24 protein-coding genes are annotated in these 23596 nt (G+C 42.1%); 2 read left to right on the forward strand and 22 right to left on the reverse strand.

What is annotated here, in order from left to right:
• Nucleotides 1-43: 43 nt before the first annotated feature.
• From A3I5_RS12320 to udk, 12 genes are all read right to left on the reverse strand, one after another.
• Nucleotides 44-1237 (reverse strand): DUF4097 family beta strand repeat-containing protein, encoded by a 1194-nt coding sequence (locus A3I5_RS12320; RefSeq protein ID WP_018373737.1) that lies wholly within the window; start codon nt 1235-1237, stop codon nt 44-46.
• Between the two features lie 9 nt (nt 1238-1246).
• A complete protein-coding gene (locus tag A3I5_RS0106170; RefSeq protein WP_018373738.1) occupies nt 1247-2293 on the reverse strand; it encodes a DUF4097 family beta strand repeat-containing protein in 1047 nt (348 codons plus the stop codon).
• Nucleotides 2286-2867, reverse strand: coding sequence for a DUF1700 domain-containing protein (locus A3I5_RS0106175; RefSeq protein ID WP_018373739.1), 582 nt, complete (start codon nt 2865-2867; stop codon nt 2286-2288). Before A3I5_RS0106175 ends, A3I5_RS0106170 begins: the two co-directional genes overlap by 8 nt.
• The gene (locus A3I5_RS0106180; RefSeq protein ID WP_018373740.1) at nt 2864-3181 is read right to left on the reverse strand and encodes a PadR family transcriptional regulator; all 318 of its coding nucleotides are present in this window, start codon (nt 3179-3181) and stop codon (nt 2864-2866) included. The genes A3I5_RS0106175 and A3I5_RS0106180 overlap by 4 nt, the downstream gene beginning before the upstream one ends.
• A gap of 272 nt (nt 3182-3453) precedes the next feature.
• Nucleotides 3454-4752 (reverse strand): FtsX-like permease family protein, encoded by a 1299-nt coding sequence (locus A3I5_RS0106185; protein ID WP_018373741.1) that lies wholly within the window; start codon nt 4750-4752, stop codon nt 3454-3456.
• Nucleotides 4753-4767: 15 nt separating this feature from the next.
• Nucleotides 4768-5481, reverse strand: coding sequence for an ABC transporter ATP-binding protein (locus tag A3I5_RS0106190; RefSeq protein WP_018373742.1), 714 nt, complete (start codon nt 5479-5481; stop codon nt 4768-4770).
• Between the two features lie 332 nt (nt 5482-5813).
• Nucleotides 5814-6182: a hypothetical protein gene (locus A3I5_RS0106195; protein WP_018373743.1), complete on the reverse strand. Its 369-nt coding sequence runs from the start codon at nt 6180-6182 to the stop codon at nt 5814-5816.
• Between the two features lie 38 nt (nt 6183-6220).
• A complete protein-coding gene (locus tag A3I5_RS0106200; RefSeq protein ID WP_018373744.1) occupies nt 6221-7558 on the reverse strand; it encodes a D-alanyl-D-alanine carboxypeptidase family protein in 1338 nt (445 codons plus the stop codon).
• Nucleotides 7559-7824: 266 nt separating this feature from the next.
• The gene (sodA, locus tag A3I5_RS0106205) at nt 7825-8430 is read right to left on the reverse strand and encodes a superoxide dismutase SodA (RefSeq protein ID WP_018373745.1); all 606 of its coding nucleotides are present in this window, start codon (nt 8428-8430) and stop codon (nt 7825-7827) included.
• 81 nt (nt 8431-8511) lie between these two features.
• Complete coding sequence (gene holA, locus A3I5_RS0106210) at nt 8512-9540, reverse strand: DNA polymerase III subunit delta (protein WP_018373746.1); 1029 nt, start codon at nt 9538-9540, stop codon at nt 8512-8514.
• A 34-nt stretch (nt 9541-9574) separates the two neighbouring features.
• Nucleotides 9575-10219 (reverse strand): HAD family hydrolase, encoded by a 645-nt coding sequence (locus A3I5_RS0106215; protein WP_040834702.1) that lies wholly within the window; start codon nt 10217-10219, stop codon nt 9575-9577.
• A 22-nt stretch (nt 10220-10241) separates the two neighbouring features.
• Nucleotides 10242-10868 carry a uridine kinase gene (gene udk, locus A3I5_RS0106220; RefSeq protein ID WP_018373748.1) on the reverse strand — a complete coding sequence of 209 codons (627 nt, stop codon included), beginning with the start codon at nt 10866-10868 and terminating at the stop codon, nt 10242-10244.
• 160 nt (nt 10869-11028) lie between these two features.
• Between udk and A3I5_RS0106225 the strand changes: the two genes are divergently transcribed.
• Nucleotides 11029-12012, forward strand: a complete 984-nt coding sequence (locus A3I5_RS0106225; RefSeq protein WP_018373749.1) for a Gfo/Idh/MocA family protein — start codon at nt 11029-11031, stop codon at nt 12010-12012.
• On the forward strand, nt 12009-13097 hold the full coding sequence (locus tag A3I5_RS0106230; RefSeq protein WP_018373750.1) for a DEAD/DEAH box helicase: 1089 nt from the start codon (nt 12009-12011) through the stop codon (nt 13095-13097). The genes A3I5_RS0106225 and A3I5_RS0106230 overlap by 4 nt, the downstream gene beginning before the upstream one ends.
• A gap of 123 nt (nt 13098-13220) precedes the next feature.
• Here the strand turns inward: A3I5_RS0106230 and A3I5_RS12095 are convergent, their stop codons facing one another.
• The 10 genes from A3I5_RS12095 to A3I5_RS0106280 all read right to left on the reverse strand — a co-directional run bounded on the left by A3I5_RS12095 (nt 13221) and on the right by A3I5_RS0106280 (nt 23491).
• A complete protein-coding gene (locus A3I5_RS12095; protein ID WP_018373751.1) occupies nt 13221-14642 on the reverse strand; it encodes a polysaccharide deacetylase family protein in 1422 nt (473 codons plus the stop codon).
• 52 nt (nt 14643-14694) lie between these two features.
• Complete coding sequence (locus tag A3I5_RS0106240; RefSeq protein WP_145955172.1) at nt 14695-15441, reverse strand: hypothetical protein; 747 nt, start codon at nt 15439-15441, stop codon at nt 14695-14697.
• 686 nt (nt 15442-16127) lie between these two features.
• A complete protein-coding gene (gene trhO / locus A3I5_RS0106245) occupies nt 16128-17114 on the reverse strand; it encodes an oxygen-dependent tRNA uridine(34) hydroxylase TrhO (protein WP_018373753.1) in 987 nt (328 codons plus the stop codon).
• Between the two features lie 348 nt (nt 17115-17462).
• A complete protein-coding gene (locus A3I5_RS0106250) occupies nt 17463-18011 on the reverse strand; it encodes an ECF-type riboflavin transporter substrate-binding protein (protein ID WP_018373754.1) in 549 nt (182 codons plus the stop codon).
• 19 nt (nt 18012-18030) lie between these two features.
• Nucleotides 18031-18873 carry an SAM hydrolase/SAM-dependent halogenase family protein gene (locus tag A3I5_RS0106255; RefSeq protein WP_018373755.1) on the reverse strand — a complete coding sequence of 281 codons (843 nt, stop codon included), beginning with the start codon at nt 18871-18873 and terminating at the stop codon, nt 18031-18033.
• A gap of 166 nt (nt 18874-19039) precedes the next feature.
• Nucleotides 19040-19729, reverse strand: coding sequence for a response regulator transcription factor (locus tag A3I5_RS0106260; RefSeq protein WP_018373756.1), 690 nt, complete (start codon nt 19727-19729; stop codon nt 19040-19042).
• Nucleotides 19730-19732: 3 nt separating this feature from the next.
• On the reverse strand, nt 19733-21157 hold the full coding sequence (gene gndA, locus A3I5_RS0106265; protein ID WP_018373757.1) for an NADP-dependent phosphogluconate dehydrogenase: 1425 nt from the start codon (nt 21155-21157) through the stop codon (nt 19733-19735).
• 321 nt (nt 21158-21478) lie between these two features.
• Nucleotides 21479-22012, reverse strand: coding sequence for a YceD family protein (locus A3I5_RS0106270; RefSeq protein WP_018373758.1), 534 nt, complete (start codon nt 22010-22012; stop codon nt 21479-21481).
• An 8-nt stretch (nt 22013-22020) separates the two neighbouring features.
• Nucleotides 22021-22920: a zinc metalloprotease HtpX gene (gene htpX, locus A3I5_RS0106275; RefSeq protein ID WP_018373759.1), complete on the reverse strand. Its 900-nt coding sequence runs from the start codon at nt 22918-22920 to the stop codon at nt 22021-22023.
• A 1-nt stretch (nt 22921) separates the two neighbouring features.
• Nucleotides 22922-23491 carry a LemA family protein gene (locus A3I5_RS0106280; protein ID WP_018373760.1) on the reverse strand — a complete coding sequence of 190 codons (570 nt, stop codon included), beginning with the start codon at nt 23489-23491 and terminating at the stop codon, nt 22922-22924.
• Nucleotides 23492-23596 lie beyond the last annotated feature (105 nt).

Here is a 23596-nt window from a genome sequence, read left to right on the forward strand (position 1 = left end):
GCTCTACTCTTTTAAAAATTGAATACGTCCTAGGAACAATCATCTAAGACAGATCAATATCCCCGCTCTGACTTTGCAGCAACAAGATAGCCTTGGCATTAGGAACCATATGCTCAGCGTAATTGTCACGGACTGTCTGTATATTTTTCAGACGCTTGCCATCAATCTCTCCGAAACTGGTATTCGCTGTTAAGTTAATCTGGCTAAGTTGCTCACTTAAACCCTTACATTCGATATCACCTGATTGCGTAGTGACAGTAATCGTTCCAGCATAAGATGGATTTGACAAACTCACATCACCCGAAACAATGGTGATTTGACTAGAATTGAGACTGCCCTGAACCAAATCCACATCACCAGACGCCGTTGCCAATTGCGAGTGTTCTACCAATGTTTGCGTTAACTCAAGATCACCAGAACCTGTATTGAGCTTCGAGCGCTCCAAACGACAATTATCAAGTTCAATATCTCCCGACCCTGTATTGAAAGTTGTTTGGTGTAGCTGACATTCCTTCAAGGAAATATCCCCAGATCCAGTAGATAGCTCGCCTTGTTGAGTGACAATTTGATCTAACTCAATATCTCCTGAACCCACCTGAACATGAATCGATGTCAAAGAGATCTTATTAAGGATTAAATCCCCGCATCCTAATGAAACAGCAGCTTTCGTAAAAACAATCCCAGCAGGAACTTTGATCACTAAGGTACTCAGTGCAGTGTTACGTGAATTCCAATTTCCCCAAAGACTAATGCGATTTTCCTGATGTGTTTGATGTTCTAATGAATAAACCCTTAAACAATCATCAACCACCTCATAGCTAAAGGGAAGCGGGTGATCAGCCCTCGTTTTGAAATAGGAAATGCTGAAAGTCTCATCCAAAGATGGCACTATCAGTACATCAAGTTCGCTGAGAGCTAGATCCAACTGGTCAAAGGCAGGTAAGTTTTTTTCGACATGATTACGCTGTTTGTCCTGACTTTTTCTCTCTTTAGTCAAGGGTGTTGGCGGCGCGCTTGACGTTTTTTTCTTCGCCCCTACTGAATCTTCCAATAATTGATCGAGAATGTCTGCTGCAGCTTCCTGAGGCGAACCCAAGCTCACCATAAGCTCCGCTTCTCCATCTATTCCCGCCTCGTCAAATAACTCGGTGAAATAGGCCATAACCTCGTCAAAGTCCGTCTGAGGTAATTTGTTTAGATAAAGGGCTAATTCCTGTAAAAAATCCTGTCTGCTCATAGGTCACTCCTATTCTAAAATATCTGAGTCGTCATTCAGGGAAATATTTGAACTTTGTGTCCTAACCCTAATCTCTGCTAATGGATTGGTAGGATTGTGTGACAAGCTCTCACTCGATTCTTCTTCAGAATCCTCCCAAGCATCATCAATATAGGTATCGTTGTGTAAAATGCCACCATCTCTTGCTTTCAAATCAAGTTGGTACTGCTCCTTATCTTTAAAATCCGCAAATGTCACTGGAGCATCCACACTATCTACCGTAATTTTCCCACGGAAAGTCCCCTTAGAAAAATCAATTGACCCTCCCTGATTGGTTATTTCAAGATTTTCAACCTTGCCATCCATACCAATATAACTATCTGTCCCTGATATATTGAAATTTTTAATACTATTGTCCTTACTATCAATCTCTGAATCAGAAGCCAGCATCTCTCCAGACTCTATCTGAGTCTTCTCCATATCTAAAGACGAATCATGAATTGCCAATTGAGCCTTGTTAACCTGAAGGTTGACCAAACTGGTCAATACATCGTAGCTATCGATATTAAGATTATCTGCCTTAAGCTGGCGCATAAAAAGATGGCCATCCACGATTTTTACAGTTAAATCTTTAAGCTGAGTACCTTTAGGAATGGTGATAATGACCTTGTCTCTATTATAGTCACGCTCACTTGCCAAATAGCTAAAGAAACGAATCATATCTGTCGTTGATTGTGTCTTAGAGGCAGAATTTCTAGCATCGGTGACTTTTAAGGTCTGGGTCTTGCTGTCTTCCTCAAAGACAAAGCGTTCTTTGCCCATCTTTTGATAATAGCTGACCTCAACCTTATCCACATTTCCAGTTTGAATCTCAAAAATTGCACTTGAAAGGTCAACATCAATAGTTGACACTTCTGACATTTTCAGTTGGTACTTGTATTGTCTATCCTGTTCCTCTTGATAGATGTTTCGTGCATCCTGCACCCCGCCAGCTAACGCGCCTGCCCCCAGAAAGAGAACACCTGTGACCAGACTTCCTGCTGCCAGAATGGCAACTCTTTTCTCCCATTTACCCATTTTTCTTCACCTTTCTATACACTTTTTTAGCAATCATGACTAACCATTTGCCAAATAATTTGGTTATCATATAGGTTCCGATAAAAAGCAAGAGACCCAAGCCAAGGCTAATCAAAGTCCCACCAATGTTGAATAGCAGGATTCCGATAGTCTGAAAATGCACGATACTCTCCCACAAGAAAGCGATACAGACCGCAATCAAGCTGAATGCGACGGTATAAAGTGCAAAGAGCATGCTAAAGACAAAGATGACCGCTGTTAAAATGACCGTAAAAATCGTAATCATAAGCGGAAAGCCGATCGGTGCTGCCAGAATGGCGACTACCGCAAACCAAACCAGACTGATCTTGTCTCGAGAGCTTTCTGCTGCACCCCATTTTTTGTCCAAAAGGTCTCCTGTAATATCCGCCGCAGCCTCTCTTGGTGAACCTAAGCTCGCTATCAGCTCCGCTTCTCCGTCTGACCCTGCCTCGTCAAATAATTCAGTGAAATAGGCCATAACCTCGTCAAAGTCTGTCTTGGGCAACCGTTTGAGGTAATTAGCCAGATCCTCCAAATAAATCTCTCGTGTCATAATCGTAATCTCCCTTCAATAATGTCAGATAAAGTGTCTGTGTGCTTGGCCCACTCTTCCTTGAGATAGACCAATTGTTCGCGCCCAAGCGCGGTAACCGAATAATATTTGCGTTGTCTGCCTTGATGCTCCTGCTTATAGGTCGTCACAAAGCCCGCCTGCTCCATCTTCTTCAAAATCGGATAGAGAGTGGATTCCTTGATACTAGCTACTAGCTTAATCGTCTGGCTAATCTCATAGCCATAGGAATCCTGTTGCTCAATGATTGCTAAAACCAGAAATTCAATCAAAGTCGATGATACTGGAAAATACATCTTACCTCCTTATTAAGATATGAGGGCGTGTAAAAAGCGACTGAAAAATAGGAAATCTGACGAAGAGTGTCCTCACTCTAGGAAGATTTATCTTTTTTCCGAGCTTTTAGCCCGAATTCAATTCTAAGATACAAAGCCCGTGAAAAAATCCGTTGAAAAATGAGAAAACAGACGACAAGTCTCTGGACTTGAGGAGGTTTTCGAATTTTATCGAGGATTTTAGGCCGAATTCAGTTTATTAAGATACAAAGCCTGTATTCAAATAACTGTATTCAAATAAAATGTTCAAACTCATTACTGAGTTTTGTGAGAAGAATCAGCGTAAATAGTAAGACACCAATCACTGGAAGACTACTTGCAAATCCTGAAACATGCGCTAAGCCATACCCCGTTGACCATAACATATAACTCGTCAATCCCCAAATCACTAGATTCAAGACAGTCGAAACAATGAAAATCAGCAAAGTATGACTCAGCGCTTCCCAAACCTTTATCAGCACTAACTGTTTTTTTGATACACCTAGCACGCGTAGCTGTTCTGTATAATGCCCTTCCTGATAAGATGCTAAAATGGTCATCGCAATCACATTAGCAAAGACGATAACTAAAGGAGCACCAAGATAGATAACGATGGATACTTTCATCTCTAGATCAGCATCTTCTTGGAAAAGGACAAAAATATTTTGAGACAATATTTGAAAGCCGGTTAAGAGGGTAAGGCCTACTAACATGGAACTATTCAAAGACTTGAGATACACTTTTTCGTGTTGCAGTGTATGATTGGCAACTAAGGAGGCATAAAATCGATTCATCACCTGAGATAAGGCTCTCAGCAAAAAAAGCTGCACTCCTGGCGTCAACAGATAGCATATCCCAACCTGAACAAGTAGTAATAAAAAGACAAATTGAGCCTTGTCTAAAAGGGATTTCCCAATAACAACTCCCCAGATAGTCGCAACCCAAACTAGGATAAGAAAGCTCTTTGAAACTATGGCCCACACCTTTGATAGCCACCGTTTCCAAGCTCTTGGCTCTGTCATTTGCCGATAGCTATAGTAAAGGCCAGCCAAAAAAGCTAGACTGGTAACCAAAAGCAATGTTCCTAAAAAAGCTCTAAAGTCAGCTGTTATCTGAATTTCGGGAAGCAAATCCTTTCCAAAAAAATACTGGAGAAAATCATAATATCGACCTGTCAGAGGCACAGAAAGCAAATAACCGACCAGTGCTGAGAGACCTGCAATGAGACTCAGTTGACCTGCAATCAAGAAAGATAATTGTAAACGGCTCGTGCCAAGAACCTTCCAACGTTCAAAATCCTCTGAAAGAATTGCCATTAAAAACCGAATCAGATTGGAGACAATGAGAAACAGACTAAGCCCGCCGAAAAAGATTGGAAAAAGAAAAATTGGTGTTGGATCTAGCTTATGCTCAAAAACTAAATGATAAGTTTGAATGCTGAACACACCGTTGAGAGAAAGCCCAATAATAAGCCCAGCAACCAGAAAGACTGGAATCGTTCCTAGCCACTGCTTCTGATAATAATGATATTGGTAATAAATCAATCGTATCATGTTAGTCTCTTTCTACTATTTCAGAATTTGATAAAGCTGATCACCTGTTGGTTGTTTCAATTCAAATTGAATCTGTCCATCCTGCAAAATCAAGGCTCTATCCGTCTGAGCAGCTAACGCCATATCATGCGTCACCATTACGATACACCTTCCTTGGTCTGCTAGATCTTTGAGTTTTTCAAATATAACATTTTGGGAGGGACTATCCAAAGCACCTGTTGGCTCGTCTGCAAAGATAATAGGATTTCCTGCTAAAATTGTTCTTGCAATAGCTACTTTTTGCTGTTCACCACCAGACAAGGTAGCTATCGGCGCTGCTAAATCAGCTTTAAAGTGCATGTCATCAAGAACCATCTTAACTTCCTCTTTTCTGACTTTCTTACCAGATAATTTTAGAGGAAGAATGATATTTTCAAAAACAGGTAAGGCTGCCAGCAGGTTATAATGTTGAAAGATAAAACCAATCTGCTCACGTCGAAGCTTGGACAGGCGAGCATCAGATAGACGATAGGGGTTTTTGTCTGCTAACAAAACTGTTCCTGAACTCGGCTCTAAAAGGCTCGATAGACACTTTAGCAAAGTGGTTTTTCCAGAACCACTCCGGCCCAAAATACTAATAAACTCGCCAGTGTTGGCTGTCAAAGAAATTTCTGTTAAGACTTCAACCGTTTCTTGACCATCTAAGCAAAATTGCTTGGAAATCTTGTTTGCCTCTAAAAGTCTTACCATCTTCCTAACTCCTTTCTGTTTCAATTTCTTTGATATGTAAATATTTTATATATAAATTTTATACCTATTGAAAGGATTTGTCAAGTAAATATATAAAATTTTTACATATTATTTTAAAATCTAAAAAAAAAAAGCCAGACATTGCAGGAACCACTGAAAAAATCAAGTGTGTTCATCTGCAAATACAGGCTTCCAAAAATGAAAAAGCAAACGAACAGCCCCTTTTAAAGGTTAAGGGGATTCACTCGTTTGCTTTTTGCTATTAAGTTTTGTCAATCGTTACTTGTCCAGTGCTTAGCTTGGATAGACAAGTTCTTTAATCTTTGCACCAATTATCTCATTGGTTTGCCAATTTTCATCTTCCTACGCCATTCTGGCGCCAATCCATCATCAGCCCAATACTCATCCATAGCAATAATCAAATTATTCTCAAGATGGATAAAGCTGATCACATGAAAAGATATACTATTATCCATCGGAAACACACGACAAGCTAAAATAATAGTATTTTCGCTTTTCTCGATTCGTTCTATTTCCCCGCACCAATTTCCTGGATAGTCACAATTTGCTCTTATGTAGTCATCTAAAGTGAAAAGCTCATTCGTGCAATGCCATTTTATAACAGCACTTTTATGAAAATACGTTCTAAGCTCTTCTTCGTTTTGAGCTAAAACTGCTTTAAAAAATCGATTGATATCCATGTCATCATCACCTCAAAAGCAATTGACTGTTTGTCCAGTTATTTTCGTCTTCGTTGACGGCGTACCTTACGGCCACGTTTTTCAATAAGAAAGATGAGGAACCCAACCACTAAGATAGCTGCCAAAAGCCCTAGGAAAAGTTGGAGAAAGCTGCCACTGTTCTGCGATTCTTGTGCTTTATCTGTATCCGTTGTCTTAGCCTTGCGTCCAAAGCTGAAGAGCCCTGATTTTTTAGCAGAGACCGCTTGCTGCTCTGCGACAAGTGGGGATACCTTTGATAAGCCATTTGAAACTGTCACCTTGTTATCGGCATAGACTAACTCAGCCTTGCCACCTGCTGGTACTGTCCCGTAGATCGGCTGGTCAACAGTCACTTTTTGCCCAGACGCATCTATCTTACCTGCTGGCGCGATTTGTTCATAATCATAGTCTGCAAATCCTTTTTCCAAAAGAGCATTTAAGAAAGGATGACGGTAAAATTCGCCATTTTGGTCAGACCAATCCCCGACTCCCATCAGCACGGCAATGACTTCCTGATCACCACGTTTGGCGGTTGCTGTGATATTAAAGCCTGCACTCGGACTAGAACCAGTCTTAAGCCCCGTCACACCTTCGAGGGCGTACTTGCCATTAGGAAGAGAATAATTATAAGACTTAAAGCTTTCTTCATAAGGCGTTCCTTTTTTAATCGTAACGTAAGAATCGCCCGTGTAATTTAGAATGTTAGGGAATTTGTTGACAAAGTTATACGTCAAAATAGCCCAATCACGAACCGTTGTTTCGTTAGGAGCATAGATATCATGTCTTTGCGGTGCATAATATCCCTGAAAAGCACGCGCTACCGCTCCTGTCGCATTGTTAATCGTCGTATTTGTCATACCAAGCTCAGCTGCTTTGGCATTCATCAAATCAATAAAAGCATCTGGATCGGATTCGACTAGATTGGCCAACATCAGCGTTGCTGCATTTGATGAGGGGACGATAGTTGCAATAATCAACTCTGCAACGGTATAGTCAACACCAGCTACAATCTTGTTATTGCTGATTTCATAAAGGCGAGCAATCGCTTGATCATTAGCTGTCGCTGTCACCACTGTCTCAGGACTAAATTTCCCTTGTTCCATGGCTTCAAAAACCAAGTATAGGGCCAACATTTTAGACATGGAGGCCGGGTCACGCCGAGCATCAATATTGTCTTCCCAGAGAATATCACCTGATTTGGCATCGATGACAATAGACGCTTTTGGCTGATTACTCTCCAATGCTTCAGTATAACCAGCTGCATGGGTAATATCAATCAGCGAATTCGCCACAACTAAATTTGGTTGCAGGATAAACAGTAGGGACACTAAGAAACTAAAAATTTTTTTCTTCACAAAAACTCTCCTCAAACATCATTCCTTTCTAGTGTACCATAGAATATTAACCAATACCAGCCGAACCCTAAAAAATCCGAGAAAAATCTCGGACCATCATTTCTATTCTTGTCATGAAGCGATTGCTGCTTTGTAAAGTTCATCTATCTTATTCTCCAAAAACTTTACTTTTTGGAATACGGGAAATTTCCTAGAGGATTAACTAGATATTTCCTCAAAAAATATCGTTGTTCTGAAATACCATCGTCAAACATTACTAACAATGATTATTTTGCTGCTTTGTATAGCTCATCTACTTTGTTCCAGTTGATGATTTCAAAGAAAGCCTTGATGTAGTTCGGACGGACGTTGCGGTAGTTGAGGTAATAAGCATGTTCCCAAACATCCAAGCCCAAAATTGGTTTCAAGCCATCCATGATTGGCGTGTCCTGGTTTGGCGTTGAAATGACTTCCAGTTTCCCTTCTTTATTAACCACTAACCAAGCCCAACCTGAACCAAATCGCGTGGTTGCGGCTGCTGTGAATGTTTCTTTAAACGCGTCAAATGAGCCAAAAGTCGCATCAATATCAGCAGCTAACTCTTCGGAGATTTCAGTTTTCTCTGGCGAAAGCAATTCCCAGAAAAGAGCGTGATTGAGATGACCACCACCGTTATTGATCAATGCTTGACGGATATCTGCCGGAATGGACGCGACATCTGACAAGAGTTTTTCAAGATCTTCACCAATTTCAGGGTGTTTTTCAAGAGCTGCATTAGCATTAGCAACGTAGGCCGCATGGTGCTTGTCGTGGTGAAGGGTCATCGTTTCCGCATCAATATGTGGCTCCAAAGCGTCGTAAGCGTAAGGAAGGTCTGGTAGTATAATTGCCATAATCGTGTCCTCTTTTCATTATTATAGGTACTTTCATAGTAGCTTTTTTTGGAAACATTTTCAAATAATTTGTTCCGTTTTTCATGACGCGATTTTGAGTAAGGCAATTTCAAAAAGGTAAGCTTTGTCATTGAGGCCTGTCTTGATTTGGTAATCTGTCTCAATCAAGGTCAATAGAGCTTTTTGTAACTTAGACATCGGTAGATGACGACTGTCTCTGAGGGCGTACTTGACCTGATAAGGATTCACCTTACGCCCTAAGACATCAGACAATAACGATACCATCTGGGTTTCCGTCTTACCCTGATCTTGCAAAATCTTGACTTGCACAAACAGTCGTAACTGATTGAGCATAATAGCAATCAGCTTGATCTCATCCTCACCTTGTAATGTGAGATCCTTGACCAACTGGCGGGCCATTTCCATCTGCCCTTTTAGAGCCGTCTGGGTTAGGTCAAAAATATTATCCTGCAAGCTTTTTGGAATCACTACTTCGATATCCTCAAGCGTGATTTGTCCTGGTCCCTTGTAAGCCATCAAGAGAGCAAGGTTTTGCCCGATTTGGCTAAAATCAAAGTTAGACTTTACCAGTAGCCTCTCAAAACTAGAGGACTCCATGGTAAAGCCCATCTTCTGCAAAGCTTTATGATAATAAGCTCTTAACTCAGCTTCTTTGGGCTCTGCTGCTTCAAAAATCAAGGCATCTCGCTTGAGTAGCTTGACGATACGGCGCTTGCTATCAAGTTTCCCTGGCGCTAATACTATCAGCTTAGTCGTGTCAACTGGCGCTTCCAAATAAGCTTCCAAGCGTGCTAATTGGACATCCGAAAGAAATCGTTTCTTAGCGGTCGTCACATCCAACAACTGATCCAAAATGACGATTTTTCCATCCGCAAAGAAAGGTAAAGACTCCAAATCCATGCTAATCTCATCAAAATTAGCCTCACGGACATCAAAATAAGTCTGAGTCAAATCGCTGGGATCGTAGGCAATTTTTTGAAGGAGACAATCCTTAATCTGGGTAAATTGCCCTAAGTCATCCCCTGTCAAAACAGTCAAGGCCGGCAGATTATCGCGATTTAATGTCTCAACAGCTTCAATGGCTAACATGGATAATTCCTTTCATGGTCATTATTTTAATACGTTAGTTGTTCAAAAAAACTCTCACTTCATGCAAACTGTCTAAAGTCGCCAGCGCTTTATCCAGCGTTTCTGAACTTGGCCGTTTCATATCTGGAACACAAATCACTGGAACCCCTGCTGCGTGAGCTGCTTGAACACCAGATTCGCTATCTTCCAAAACCAGACACTCCTTAGGCTCAAAACCTAACTTTTCACAGGCTCTAATGAAAATATCTGGTGCTGGTTTTCCGTGCTCAACTTCATGCCCAAAGACCATCTGATCAAAGCAAGGGAGTAGATGATGTTGATTGAGAATTGTTAGCGCACGCTCTTTCACACTTGATGTCGCCAAACCAATAGCCACCTGACGTGATATTAAGTCCTCTAACAATTCTTTCGCACCAGATTTTAAAGCAACTCCTTGACTGATGAGCTTAGCTTCTTCTGCATAAACATTTTCCAAAGCCTGTTCAAAAGACCAGTCTAAATGATAGGTTGCAAGAAGGCGTTTGACATTTGCCTCTTCCGTGCGTCCGCTATAATGAGCCGCATATGTTTCTTTAGTGAATGAACAGCCGAACCTTGAAAGCAAGTTCTGATAAATAGCCAATGAAATAACTTCACTGTCTATCAATAGACCATCCATATCAAAAATCACTGCTTGAATCATTAAAAACTCCTCTAGATACCTACTTCCGCTCCCTCAAAATAGCAGCAATCTTAGTATTGATGAGGTCAATAGCCACGGTATTGCTAACCCCTTCAGGAATGATGATATCAGCGTAGCGCTTACTTGGCTCAATAAATTGGTGATACATAGGCTTAACCACACCGAGATACTGGTCAATCACGCTATCAAGACTTCTACCACGCTCAACCATATCCCGCTTTATCCGACGAATGATTCGCACGTCATCATCAGTGTCTACAAAAAGTTTAATGTCCATTAAATCACGCAGACGCTTGTCTTCTAGGACCAAAATCCCTTCAACGATGAAAACATCTTGTGGTTCTTGGCGATAGATCTGATTAGAGCGAGTATGAGCCGCATAATCGTAGACCGGAATATCAACAGGACGGCCTTCTAAAAGTTCCTTGATTTGCTCAATCATCAGATCCGTATCAAAAGCCAAGGGATGGTCGTAATTGGTCTTAACCCGTTCCTCAAAGGTCAGATGAGCCTGATCCTTGTAGTAAGAGTCATGCTCAATCATGGCAATTTTCTCATCTGGGAAATTAGCCAAAATAGCACGGGAAACAGATGTTTTCCCTCCACCAGATCCACCAGTTACACCGATAATAATAGGTTTTTTCATCTTAACCTCACTCTATTTTTTCACTCCTATCATTTTATCACAAAAATGGTGAATTTTGGAGAACTTTTCCCCAAATTCACATCTGACCTTGATTTAAAATCAACCGCACAGCTAGCTTTCATGGTATAATCAAGAAAGAAGATTAGCTTAAGGAGAACATATGCTTAAACTCGGTATCATTGGGACAGGAACGATTGCCCATCAATTTATCCAAGCCGCTCAATTAGCAGGCGGATACGAACTCAGCGCAGTCTACTCTCGTAAGAAAGAAACGGCTAGTCAGTTTGCTCAGCCTTATGGAGATGTCGCTCTCTACACCGACTTAGAGGCTTTTGTCAATAGCACTCTCGATGTCATCTATCTGGCGAGTCCTAATAGTCTCCACTATCAACATGCCTTGACAATCTTACAAGCCGGTAAACACCTCATTGTTGAGAAACCCGCTTTTTCTAATCCGAGAGAATTTTCCCATGTGGTTGAAGTTGCAAAAGCTAATAATGTCCTGATTTTGGAAGCAGCTAGAAACTACCACGAAGCTAATTTGGGTCTTATCGCAGATTTTTTAGCTGACAAGGTCATTTACGGGGCTAGCTTTAACTTTGCCCAGTATTCTTCCCGCATGAAAAACTTATTAGACGGCATTTATGACAATGCTTTTCAGAGCAAAATGTCTGGCGGTGCTCTAGTCGATCTCGGCATTTACGAGGTTTATGCTGCCTATAAGCTCTTTGGTCAGCCAAGCTCCGTCCGCTATACAGCAGACCTCCTACCAACAGGTGTTGATGTCTCAGGTTCTGGCCAATTGGTTTATAAGGATTTCCATGTTTCTATGATTGTTCGGAAAAATGCGCAATCTGCTCTTCCTAGTGAGATTTACACAGATCAGGGCACACTGGTTCTCAATCATATTCAGGGCCTGCAAGAAGCCAAATTCCACGGACTCGATGGCGATGTCAAAACGCTCCCTCTAAAAGCTATTCGTCACCTTATGCTTGAGGAAGCTCAGGCTTTCGCAGCTATTTTGACCAATCCTAAAGAATACAAAGAAATCTATAACCATCTCTTAACGACTGCGCAACAGGTCAATGAAACCTTGACCCTCATGCGCCAAGACGCAAACATCCGATTCGAGGCCGATTTATGAAAAATACATTCCCTCCCACTTGGCAAAATCAGCTAGACAAGCTTGGTTTTGAGCAATTCACGCCCATTCAAACCCAGGCCTTTACTCCTATACGAGATGGCAAATCTGTCTTGGGCATCAGCCCTACAGGGACTGGTAAAACTCTGGCCTATCTCTGGCCACTACTGTCTTCCCTGACTAGCCAAAAGGCCCAACAGCTCTTGATCTTAGCTCCCAACACGGAATTAGCTGGACAGATTTTTGAGGTGACCAAGACTTGGGCAGAGCTTCTAAATCTTAAGACACAAGTCCTGATTTCAGGGTCCAGCCAAAAGCGCCAGATTGAACGGCTCAAAAAAGGACCACAAATCCTGATCGGAACACCTGGTCGTATCTGGGAATTAGTCAAGCTGAAAAAAATTAAGATGATGGCTGTCGACAAGATTGTCTTGGACGAATTTGACCAGCTCTTGGGTGATAGTCAAGTTCATTTTGTGAATCATATCCTCAAGCACGCGCCACGAGATTACCAGCTCATTTACATGTCTGCCACCGATAAGTTTGACCCTAGCCAGATGGCTGACAATGTCCTGACCATTGATACGCGTAAGGAGACCGAGCTCAGCAATATTGACCATTACTATTTGGAAGTCAGCAAGCGTGACAAGACCGATTTGCTGCGCAAAATCGCTAATATCCCAGATTTTCGAGGACTTGTTTTCTTTAATAGCCTGTCAGATTTAGGTGCTAATGAAGAAAAGCTGACCTTCCGATCAGCTAATGTCGTCTCTCTAGCTAGTGACATCAACGTCAAATTCCGCAAGGTCATTCTAGAAAAATTCAAGGCTAATGAGATTAATCTCCTGCTGGCAACTGACTTAGTCGCTAGAGGCATTGACATCAACAACCTAGAATGCGTGATTAACTTTGAAGTGCCGCGAGACGCAGAAACCTACACCCATCGTGTTGGCCGTACTGGCCGCATGGGTAAAAACGGTGCAGTTATCACCTTCATTTCACACCCAGAAGAACTCAAATCCCTAAAAAAATACGCTAAAGTACAAGCTATCAGCTTGAAAAATCAGACATTCCATGTGGGAGAATAGAGCTAAAAAACGAATGATAGGCCCCTTGTATTTCAAAGAGTTGCTATCATTCGTCTTTTGTTTGTTAAACTTTGACAATTTTTCCTTTTTCAATACCGCCCTTGAATCCAGTCCCTTTGTTTTCTAATACCCATAAAGCTCATTAACGGTCACAAAGCTATACCCCTCTGCCTTGAGGTAGTCGATGACCGATTGCACTGCATCAACACTGGTCTGATGGATATCATGCATGAGTATCACAGCACCTGAATGCACCTGAGCCTTGACTTGATTGAGAATAGCTACTGGATTTCGCGACTGCCAATCTAATGTGTCTACCGTCCAATTGACAATCGGCAGACCTGCTGCTTGAGCAACGCGTGCATTTGATGCCCCATAAGGTGGTCGTAAAATTGTCGGCAGAGTTCCTGTTGCGTTCAAAATAGCTTGCTGGGTGTTTGCCACTTCAGCGTGAACCTGTTCTGGTGTTAATTTAGTCAAGTCTGGATGTGACCAGCTATGATTGGCCAATTGGTGACCTTCATCACGCAATTCACAGAGAAGAGCTTCATTCCCTGCGACTTTTTGACCCAAGATAAAAAAGGTAGCTCGGACATTGTTTTGTCGCAAAATCTTTTGAAGCTGTCGCGTGGTGTTAGGGTCAGGCCCATCATCAAAGGTTAGAGCTACCACTTTCCCTGTAGCCACAGGATTGGGCCCTCTCGCCCGAAGAGCAGCTTCATAAGCTTCCTGAGCTTCTCGCGCAGCTTTTTCAGCCACATAAGCATCATAAGCCACTCGTGCTTCTCCTGCCAAAAGGTCCGCTTGGATGCTTTCATAGATTTCAGAGAAAGCCATCTCAACCGAGGTAGACTTGGAACCTAAAGGAAGGAGTATGCTATGTGCTGTTAGAGCGATGGGAAGAGTGGCTGACTCTTTGCGAATCTGTTCTACGGAAGCCTTTATATCAGACTCTGTCCATCCAGATGCGCTCAGTTTTTCAGAGACAGCCGTTACAAAATTATCCTTGTTTGCCAAGAAATCATCTAACGTAAACCTGGTACCATCTTTTTTCAGATAGAGCTGCGCTAATGATGGCGATTCGTCATTTAACAGTTCATAACTCGTTTTCGTTTTGCGGTAATGCTTTTCTAACAGCTTGACATCCTTGACGTTTGCAAGCGACGTTTCTTGAGACTGATAAGTAAACGTGACCAGATCAACATCTTTTTCTTTTGCTAACGATTTTATACGATCGGTTTGGAGACGCTCCAGATCTGGCAGGGCTTGACCAGCCTGATCCGTCAACACAGACACAAGACCAAGTGGTGTTTCCTGATCATGAAGCGATTCTGAAGTCATCAAACCTTGAGACCGATGATATTGCGTTTGTTCATCTTTTAGTTGGAGTACAGCAGCCTTCAAAGCTTGTTTATGCGCTTCTGCTTGCTGATAGGCTCTCCAACCAAGTCCCATCAAGACACAGAAAAGAAGGCCACCCGCAAGTGACCAAGCGATTTTTTTCTGATTTTCTTTACTTTTTCTGATTAGTTCTTTTCGATCCATGCCCTCATTATATCATAAAATAGCAAGAGCTAACATTAATTTCTGAAAGGATTTAAGCTGATAAGAACTGATCTGCAATGATCCCCTTCATCTCGCTGTATGGAAATTCTAGATAGGCTAATTTATCATCATAATTAAGGCATAGCCTATCTGCACGAGGATCGAAAACATTAACATCCAAATGGTCTAGAAGCTCTGCCATTTTCCCATCGGCTTCTTCTTGCGTAAAACCTTTTTCGAGCATTTTTGCCTTCGCTAAGTCAGCAAAGGCTTTTCCGTCTGAGAAGAAATCTCCGTAAGTCAGGCGAACACCATCTTTATCAATATAGTAAGTATCTAAAGACGATGCTGGCCCTGCCTTGCTTTGGAATTGCTTATATTTATATTGGAAATAAAGTTCTGTTAAAGCAACCTTACGAACAGATGGTAACTCTGTTGGTGATACCCAGGTGGTAAAATGCACCAAATCAATATGGTTTAGTTGACCATCTTTCTTTTTCTGGCTTAATTCCTCATAACGCTCCTTAAAGACTTTACGATCCTCATCTACGATCTGATTATCACCATCTAGGCGAAATGTCTCCATATAGGAAAGCTCAGCCAACTGTATCTCATGGCTCAAAAGTATTTTACTATCATCGTACTGTTGCCTTTCTGTCTGTTCTTTAAAAAACCTCGCTAGCGCAGTCTGGCGTTCTCTTGCCTGCTGATTCTGAAATCCGTAAAAGATACCAAAACCTGCAAGAAATAAGGCAGAAAGCCCTATCAGAATATACTTGACCTTAGCATTCATAACCATCACTCTTTCTTACTTTATATATTTATTATACCATATTATTGCTCTTTTTGCAAACGCTTACTAAAACAGGAGTGGCTTTTTATCCAGTCCGCTATCACTAGAAAATCTGTGATTGAGTATCTGTATTTACAGCTCAGCACTTTCATTTAAAGTTGGTTTTGCCGTTGCTCATCATTTGTTTTTGAGAGTAGGGTAAAAATCTTCAAAATCTAACGGAAAGAAAGGACAGCTTTTGATAGCTTTTAAGTTGTACAAATGATTTTAGACGTTAGTTTTTTACCATTGTGCTGATTGTCTTGTGCTATAAAATCTTTAAAGATGATGAAAAAAATAATCCGCCCCACTTTTGTCTGGCTAGGACGACTTAAATCTGTCACGAGAATCACCGTATTAAACAGTTCTACGTTGAAATTGGCTTCGTCATCTCACTCTCGCAAGGTTGGGAATAAAACTTGTTGGTCGTGCCAACTCAGTCTTACCCCTGCACAGATCAGTAGGTGCTTTAGCGCCAATGAACCACTGCTGACTAGATTTGTAGAATGATGATTTATCAGTATTTTACAAGTCAGACAACAACAACTACTACTGCGTCAAACTATAAAGAAAAGGGATTGAGCACTGTGTCTCATTCCCTTTTCTGCTATCATTTTATCACATTATTTTAGCTCAATTCATTTTAGACCTTGTTAAGCTTGCAAAGCAACTGCTGGCAATGTTTCACCAAGAGCTTCTAGGCGGTTTGCCCACTCTTGAAGGCTCAAACCAGTTTCAGTGATGTAACGGTTTTTCTCGTGAGCACGACATTCTGCTGAACAGCCACGCACATACTTGTGCTCGTTTTCTTCTGATGTCAGCATGCGGCGATTACAGAACGGATTTCCACAGTTGACATAGCGCTCACACGGTGTGCCATCAAACCAGTCCTTACCAACAACCGTTGGATCTACATGGTTGATGTCCACAGCAATACGCTCGTCAAAGACATACATTTTACCGTCCCAAAGTTCCCCTTGAACTTCTGGATCTTTGCCGTAAGTGGCGATACCACCATGAAGTTGTCCGACATCTTTGTAGCCTTCACGAACCATCCAGCCAGAGAATTTCTCACAGCGGACACCACCAGTACAGTAGACCACCACGCGCTTGTCCATGAATTTTTCCTTGTTATCACGCACCCACTGTGGCAACTCACGGAAATTACGTATATCAGGACGGATTGCTCCTCGGAAATGACCGAGATCGTACTCATAGTCATTACGGGTATCAAGAACAACAGTGTCCTCGTCCAAAAGAGCTTCTTTAAACTCTTTTGGTGACAGGTAAGCTCCCGTTGTTTCAAGCGGGTTAATATCGCTGTCAAAATCGTTATCTTCTAAACCGAGGTGAACGATTTCTTTTTTATAACGCACATGCATTTTTTTGAAGGCATCTTGATTTTCTTCATCAATTTTGAACCAAAGGTCTGCAAAACGCTCGTCGCTATGCACCCAGTCCATGTATTTCTGTGTGGTTTCGTAATCCCCAGAAACAGTTCCATTGATCCCTTCATCTGCGATCAAAATACGACCTTTAAGCCCAATAGATTTACAGAAATCGAGATGCTCCTGAGCATAGGCTTGAGCATTTTCGATAGGAACATACTTGTAATAAAGCAATACACGAATATCTGACATGTTCGTCTCCTTTTAGCCTGTTGCAAGCAGGCTTTTGTATGAAAAACGTGTTTTCACCATCAATTATTATATCGATTTTTAAACAATTGAGAAACTATTTTGCTCATAGGTTACTAAAGAAAGTGAGAACAAATCGTCATCTCGCCAAATCGATTTTGACGTTTTCGCTTGCTTATTGCTAGCTCAGGTATCAACAGGTACTCCTCTGACTGGTAATATCGCGCAAAGCTGGTTGAAGGTGGGAAAAGTCTCTTTACTCTGCGAAAATCAAAATCTGATGGTGTTACTCCATTAGAAGAAGTGGCAAATCTATTTCTGATTTTTGCCTCATTCAGCTTTGGGATTTCATTAATCTTTGGTCAGTGTTCCTGAGCCAACACGACTCTTAGCGTAGACTGCTAAGAGAGCTGTTCCTGCTATTGCTACGGTAGCAGCATTTGCCAGACCCGCTACCAAACCTTGGACAAAAACTAATTCAGTTGGTTGTTGATAAATAATGATGTCACCAATCGGTGCCAAAATACCCCAAGCAATAATAACAGCAATCAGGCTGCTAACAATTGTCAAGGCAATGTCTTTCTTTGTGTAAATACCTGATTCAATGCGCAGTTTTTTGCCAACAAATCCAAGAATCAAACCAAAGACACCAGCAGCTAAAATCCAAGACCACCAAGGATTTCCAAAAGCTGTAACATCAATCAAAGTCGATCCCAAAAAGGCAATGAGAAAACCTGCCAATGGCCCGTAAAGCGCTGCAAAAAGAGCTAGTACTGCATACTGCAACTGAATATTAGTGTTTGGAATTCCTGTCGGTATACTAACAAAGCGACCAATCAGGAAGAAAAGGGCCGCCCCAATCCCGATAGCAACGACAGTTTTGATGGATAAATTTTTCATAACAACTCCTTATGCGCGTTTAAATTTTCTTAAATGCAATGTGCCAGTTAGCACCAACTGAAACATTGTAGGCCTTAGCAAAGGATCCTTGATTAATGGCAACCCCAACACAGTAAACCGAATTGATATAGATAATGGGTTGACCAATGCGAACATCCGCAAAAGATTTGCCATAGATGACCTGATTTTGATAAACCAGCATGTCATTATTGTAAATCGTCACTTCAAATTTATCACCAAATTCTGGATTTAGGCGATAAAAGTCGGAACGACTAATCGATGTCCAGAGCGAACCAAAACGCACATCCAAAATGTCGATCGCCCCTGCAACAGAATCCTCAGTGACAATGGTCTCAACGGTCGGCATCTCAATGATATCCTCAACCTTAAGTTCTGGTCCAACCGCTTCAAAAGCGATATGCCCACTTGCTAACTTTGCTCCAGTATAAGCGTAGACGTCTCTCCCATGGAAAGTATAGGAGTGTTCTGTATTCTTTCGGCGGTTCTCGACTTCCGAAATCTCACGAACCGCTTTGATTCCAACGTATTTTTTCAAATAGCTGAGCGTTCCATTGTCTGGTGTGACAATGTACTGGTTTTTCTCTGTTAAGGCTACTACACTTTTACGCTTAGAGCCGACACCAGGATCCACTACTGAAACAAAAGTGGTTCCCTCTGGCCAATATTCGACGGTTTGAAAGAGTCGGTAAGATGCCTCAAAAATATTGTACGGTGTAATATCATGGGTTAAATGATGGATTACTAAGCTTGGTTCTTCCTGCAAAGCAACTCCAATCATAGCAGCAACTGCCCCATCTACCAGACCAAAATCCGATTGCAAGACGAGTAAATGAGTTGACATAGTCTCTCCTTTAAGATTGTTTTTTTCATTCTACCATAAAATCTGTCCCTAGAATAATAGTTCTTGACTATAAGAGGTTATAAGAAAGATAAACAAGTGCAAAATGGTGATTACACTCAAACAATTAAGAGGTTGAAGACTCCCTCAACCTCTCCTTATTTTTTTATTACAATCGCATGGCATAGCCAACGCCACGCACTGTTTCGATGTATGACGACTGGTCTGGACGGTCAATTTTTCCACGGAGGTAGCGGATATAGACATCCACAACATTAGTCTCAGTGGCTGATTCGTATTTCCAGACTTGTTCAATCAGTTGCTCACGAGTCATTGGCTTCGCATGCCCCATTAAGGTAGCCAGTAAATCATACTCGCGCCGCGTCAGCAAAATCTGTTCGTCACCCCGATACACGGTATGATTTTCAGGATCAATCCGCAAATCTCTAAAGCTTGTCCGTGACTGTATCAGACTGCAATGGCGATCGATAAACTCACGGCCACGAAAGATACGGCCAATTTGATCAACAAGCTCTCCCATAACAAATGGTTTAGCTATTGCTGCCACAGCATATTGACGCAGGTGATTCGCATTGGCCTCAACTTCCGAACGCTCTGCCACGACAATCAAGACAGAAGCAGGTTTAAAAGTGCTGAGTTCATTGGCAAAACTGTGACTATCCATATCCGTTAGAAGATAGTCCACTAAAATCAAGTCATACTGACCATTTCTCAGCGCCTTGAGCCCTGATTGTCCATCGTCAACCAAATCCACAAGAAAGTCAGCCTTTTGCAGCTCAATAGAAGTAAAATGAGCCAAGCTCTTTTCCTTAGAAACAATGAGGATTTTTTTGGTCATAGCTTACTTTTCGTCATACCACGAATAATGGAAGACGCCTTCCTTATCTTTACGCTCATAAGTGTGGGCACCGAAGTAATCACGCTGTGCTTGGATCAAGTTCGCTGGCAAATCTGCTGCACGGTAGCTGTCAAAGTAAGAGATAGCACTTGAGAATGTTGGCACTGGCACACCTGCTTGAACAGCAATGGCAACCACGTCACGAACGGCTTGCTGATATTTAGCTGTAACATCGATAAAGTACTCATCTAGGAGCAAATTCGCTAAGTCTGCATCGCGTCCATAAGCGTCTGTAATCTTTTGCAAGAAGCGAGCACGAATGATACAGCCAGCACGCCAGATAGAAGCAATCTCGCCAAACGGCAAGTTCCAGTTATTTTCCTTAGACGCTACACGCAGCTGAGCAAAGCCTTGTGCATAAGACATGATTTTTGAGAAATAGAGGGCTTGGCGGATTTTTTCGATCAACTCAGCCTTGTCACCATCGTAGTTGTATGCAGCTGGCGCTGGAAGCACTTTGCTAGCATTGAGGCGCTCTTCTTTGTAAGTTGAAATATAACGCGCAAAGACGGATTCCGTAATCAAAGATAGTGGTACACCCAAATCGAGGGACGATTGGCTGGTCCATTTACCGGTTCCCTTGTTTCCAGCAGCATCCATAATGTAATCAACAATTGGGCCGTCTTGGCCTTCGTCATCCTTACGGGTCAAAATATCAGCTGTGATTTCAATCAGGTAACTGTCCAATTCGCCTTTATTCCACTCGGTAAAGACATCAGCCATTTCTTCCGTCGAAAGACCAAGCAAGTGTTTCATCAAATCATAGGACTCAGCAATCAATTGCATGTCACCGTACTCAATACCATTGTGAACCATCTTCACATAATGACCAGCACCATCTGGACCAATATAGGTCACACACGGAGCACCATCTTCAGGAGCTTTCGCTGAGATTTCCTCAAGGACATCAGCAACAAGCTCGTAAGCTTCTTTTTGGCCACCAGGCATGATAGAAGGGCCTTCAAGTGCTCCTTTTTCACCACCAGATACGCCCGTACCGATGAAGTTGATGCCTGAGTCAGCCAATTCCTTGGAGCGACGGATAGTATCTTCAAAGTAAGTATTCCCACCATCAATCAAGATATCACCCTTATCAAGGTAGGGCAGGAGGGATTGGATTGTCGCATCAGTCCCTTTACCAGCCTGCACCATCAGCATGATGCGACGCGGTTTTTCAATAGAGTTGACAAAACTCTCCACATCATAGCTTGGCAAAAGGTTTTTACCAGGGTTGCTAGCAACAACATCCTCGGTCTTATCGCTTGAACGGTTATAAATGGCCACTTTGTAGCCACGTGATTCCACATTAAGTGCTAGGTTACGGCCCATAACGGCCATTCCAACTACACCAAAATTTGCTTTTGTCATTAAATCATACTCCTTTATTAAGATAGGTGCCCATAAAAGTTCCATGTGAAAACGGGAAAAGCGATAACAAATCGTAAGACGCTAAGCCGAGAAGCAGGACAGTTCACTATGATAGCAGCCTGTCCTAGCCTCGCAGCAAGGCAGATTGCCTAAGCAGTTCCTTAAATCACCGATTTTTGCTGCTCACGCCATTGACTCTAGAAACTTTACGACTCTTCACTAGAAATTTAGGTCGAATTCACTTATCATTCGAAAGTTACTCTATTATACACTTTAGGGGAGGTCATTTCAAGAATCTTTAAATATTCTAAATTTTCGTCCCTATTCTTCAAATAGTCCTGCCAAGCCTGCAAACGGCGAATTAGCCTTTTTTTGCTCCGCTTGACTAGCAGCGTAGTCCTCTTCTGACAATACTTGCCAATCCTCTCCTTCTGGAAAAGCCGCTGAGGCTTCTTCTTCTGGTGTCAAGACCTTGAGAGGAATGCTGAGCAGGATATTATCCGCAACACTTTCAGACAAGTCAATCTGCTCCCCCTCAATGACCAAGACTAGCTCCTCATCAATATCTCCTGCTAAGTTTCTGAGGTCTGCCTCTTCCATAAAGATCTCTGTGACTGGATAAGATTGCTCTAACAAGACAGGCTCCATGGAGCGACTTGATGGCAAGGTCAGTTTGTAGGACAAGGAATAATCCAAGAAGTACATCTTGTTTTCATATTTGACCTGACCATTTGCCGTGACTTCCTCAATATTGAGGATCTCAGGATTGCGGGACTGTAAGTTCGCTTTAAGGTCTAGCTTTTCTGAGAAACTGAGACCTTCTGGATTTTTTTTAATATCTAATAAATGAAACATCTTTTTCCTTACATTTGACGCAGACGGGCAATGCGATCTGCAATCGGTGGATGGGTGTAAAACAATTTTTGCAGGCTACCTTTTTTCATCGGATCGTTGATGTAAAGGGCTGCGCTGGCATCATCAACAGGTTGCGACATGGGCTTGCTCTGTTCCAATTTTTGAAGGGCTCTAATCATGCCTTCTGGATTTCTGGTTAATTCTACCGATGAGGCATCAGCCAAGTATTCCCGCTGGCGAGAAATCGCAAGCTGGACTAAGGTTGCCGCCAAGGGAGCTAAAACAACAGCTAACAGAGACAATACTAGAATCATAACTTGAACGCCATCTCCACCATCTCTATCATCTCGTCTGCGGCTTCTTCCGCCACCATACCACATCATCCTCTGACTCATCGAAGCCAGCATGGTGATGGCTGAGCTGAGCGCTACTGCTATGGTTGAAATTCGGATGTCGTAATTTCGAATGTGGCTGATTTCATGCCCCATAACAGCTTCAAGCTCCTCACGATTCATGACCCGCAAAAGACCTGTCGTTGCAGCGACTGCTGCATTTTCAGGTTTGGAACCCGTTGCAAAGGCATTGAGAGCATCGTCTTCAATGATGAAAACTCTTGGTACTGGAACTTTGGCCACCAAAGCCATGTCTTCTACGATATGATAAAGTTCAGGTGCTTGATCAGCCGTAACTTCCCTAGCATTATTCATAGACATGACAACATTAGTCGACTGAAAAATCATGGCCAAAGCGTAAACCAAACCGACAACTAAAGCTAGGATTGTACCTGTGGGACCAGACTGCAGCCAGAGATAGCCCACACCGTAGCCTACCAAGGCTAGCAAGCTAAAGAAGGCCAACAAGAGGACGATGGTCCTTCGTTTATTAGCTGAAATTTGGTCAAATAACATACTAGTCTCCTAAACCGTTTGGGCCAAAGTCAACTTTTGGAACCACTTTTTCTTCCTCAGGAATCGCTAGGAAAATACTTGGTTGAAAACCAAAGAATTTCGCAAAAAGGTTGCTAGGAAACGTCTGCAATTTGGCGTTGTAATTCCCTGTAGTAGAGTTAAATAGCTGACGTGAATAGGCAATTTTGTTTTCCGTATTGGTCAATTCTTCCTGCAACTTGGTGTAGTTAGCAGAGGCTTTGAGGTCTGGATAGGCTTCAGCAACAGCCATCAAGCCTGAGACTTGACGTGTTAATTCGTCACTAGCTGCCATTTTTTCTGTAGGATTGCTAGCACTAGCAACTTGGTTACGCAATTTGATCACTTTTTCAAGTGTCTCTTGCTCATAACGTCCATATCCTTTAACCGTTTCAATCAAGTTCGGAATTAGATCGTTACGGCGTTTGAGTTGCACGTCAATCTGGCTCCAAGCCTCTTCGGTGTGCATCCGACTGCGCACCAAGCCATTGTACATGCCAATACCCCAAGCAACCAAAACAACTAAAATAATCAGACTAACGATAAATGCCATTATAACGTCTCCTTTGATGAGTTTAAATGAGCCTTGAAGTGACAAATTTAGCTACCAAAGCCTAGCTAAATTTGCTAAATCTGCTCAGTTATTATTTCTATTATA

The sequence above is a fragment of the Streptococcus merionis DSM 19192 genome, assembly GCF_000380085.1.
Classification (GTDB): Bacteria; Bacillota; Bacilli; order Lactobacillales; family Streptococcaceae; genus Streptococcus; species Streptococcus merionis.

Excerpts from the sequence above, each read along its gene's own strand:
- A3I5_RS12320 (WP_018373737.1), bottom strand. The coding sequence starts at position 1,237 with ATGAGCAGACAGGATTTTTTACAGGAATTAGCCCTTTATCTAAACAAA.
- A3I5_RS0106170 (WP_018373738.1), bottom strand. The coding sequence starts at position 2,293 with ATGGGTAAATGGGAGAAAAGAGTTGCCATTCTGGCAGCAGGAAGTCTG.
- A3I5_RS0106175 (WP_018373739.1), bottom strand. The coding sequence starts at position 2,867 with ATGACACGAGAGATTTATTTGGAGGATCTGGCTAATTACCTCAAACGG.
- A3I5_RS0106180 (WP_018373740.1), bottom strand. The coding sequence starts at position 3,181 with ATGTATTTTCCAGTATCATCGACTTTGATTGAATTTCTGGTTTTAGCA.
- A3I5_RS0106185 (WP_018373741.1), bottom strand. The coding sequence starts at position 4,752 with ATGATACGATTGATTTATTACCAATATCATTATTATCAGAAGCAGTGG.
- A3I5_RS0106190 (WP_018373742.1), bottom strand. The coding sequence starts at position 5,481 with ATGGTAAGACTTTTAGAGGCAAACAAGATTTCCAAGCAATTTTGCTTA.
- A3I5_RS0106195 (WP_018373743.1), bottom strand. The coding sequence starts at position 6,182 with ATGGATATCAATCGATTTTTTAAAGCAGTTTTAGCTCAAAACGAAGAA.
- sodA (WP_018373745.1), bottom strand. The coding sequence starts at position 8,430 with ATGGCAATTATACTACCAGACCTTCCTTACGCTTACGACGCTTTGGAG.
- holA (WP_018373746.1), bottom strand. The coding sequence starts at position 9,540 with ATGTTAGCCATTGAAGCTGTTGAGACATTAAATCGCGATAATCTGCCG.
- udk (WP_018373748.1), bottom strand. The coding sequence starts at position 10,868 with ATGAAAAAACCTATTATTATCGGTGTAACTGGTGGATCTGGTGGAGGG.
- A3I5_RS0106225 (WP_018373749.1), top strand. The coding sequence starts at position 11,029 with ATGCTTAAACTCGGTATCATTGGGACAGGAACGATTGCCCATCAATTT.
- A3I5_RS0106230 (WP_018373750.1), top strand. The coding sequence starts at position 12,009 with ATGAAAAATACATTCCCTCCCACTTGGCAAAATCAGCTAGACAAGCTT.
- A3I5_RS12095 (WP_018373751.1), bottom strand. The coding sequence starts at position 14,642 with ATGGATCGAAAAGAACTAATCAGAAAAAGTAAAGAAAATCAGAAAAAA.
- A3I5_RS0106240 (WP_145955172.1), bottom strand. The coding sequence starts at position 15,441 with ATGGTTATGAATGCTAAGGTCAAGTATATTCTGATAGGGCTTTCTGCC.
- trhO (WP_018373753.1), bottom strand. The coding sequence starts at position 17,114 with ATGTCAGATATTCGTGTATTGCTTTATTACAAGTATGTTCCTATCGAA.
- A3I5_RS0106250 (WP_018373754.1), bottom strand. The coding sequence starts at position 18,011 with ATGAAAAATTTATCCATCAAAACTGTCGTTGCTATCGGGATTGGGGCG.
- A3I5_RS0106255 (WP_018373755.1), bottom strand. The coding sequence starts at position 18,873 with ATGTCAACTCATTTACTCGTCTTGCAATCGGATTTTGGTCTGGTAGAT.
- A3I5_RS0106260 (WP_018373756.1), bottom strand. The coding sequence starts at position 19,729 with ATGACCAAAAAAATCCTCATTGTTTCTAAGGAAAAGAGCTTGGCTCAT.
- gndA (WP_018373757.1), bottom strand. The coding sequence starts at position 21,157 with ATGACAAAAGCAAATTTTGGTGTAGTTGGAATGGCCGTTATGGGCCGT.
- A3I5_RS0106270 (WP_018373758.1), bottom strand. The coding sequence starts at position 22,012 with ATGTTTCATTTATTAGATATTAAAAAAAATCCAGAAGGTCTCAGTTTC.
- htpX (WP_018373759.1), bottom strand. The coding sequence starts at position 22,920 with ATGTTATTTGACCAAATTTCAGCTAATAAACGAAGGACCATCGTCCTC.
- A3I5_RS0106280 (WP_018373760.1), bottom strand. The coding sequence starts at position 23,491 with ATGGCATTTATCGTTAGTCTGATTATTTTAGTTGTTTTGGTTGCTTGG.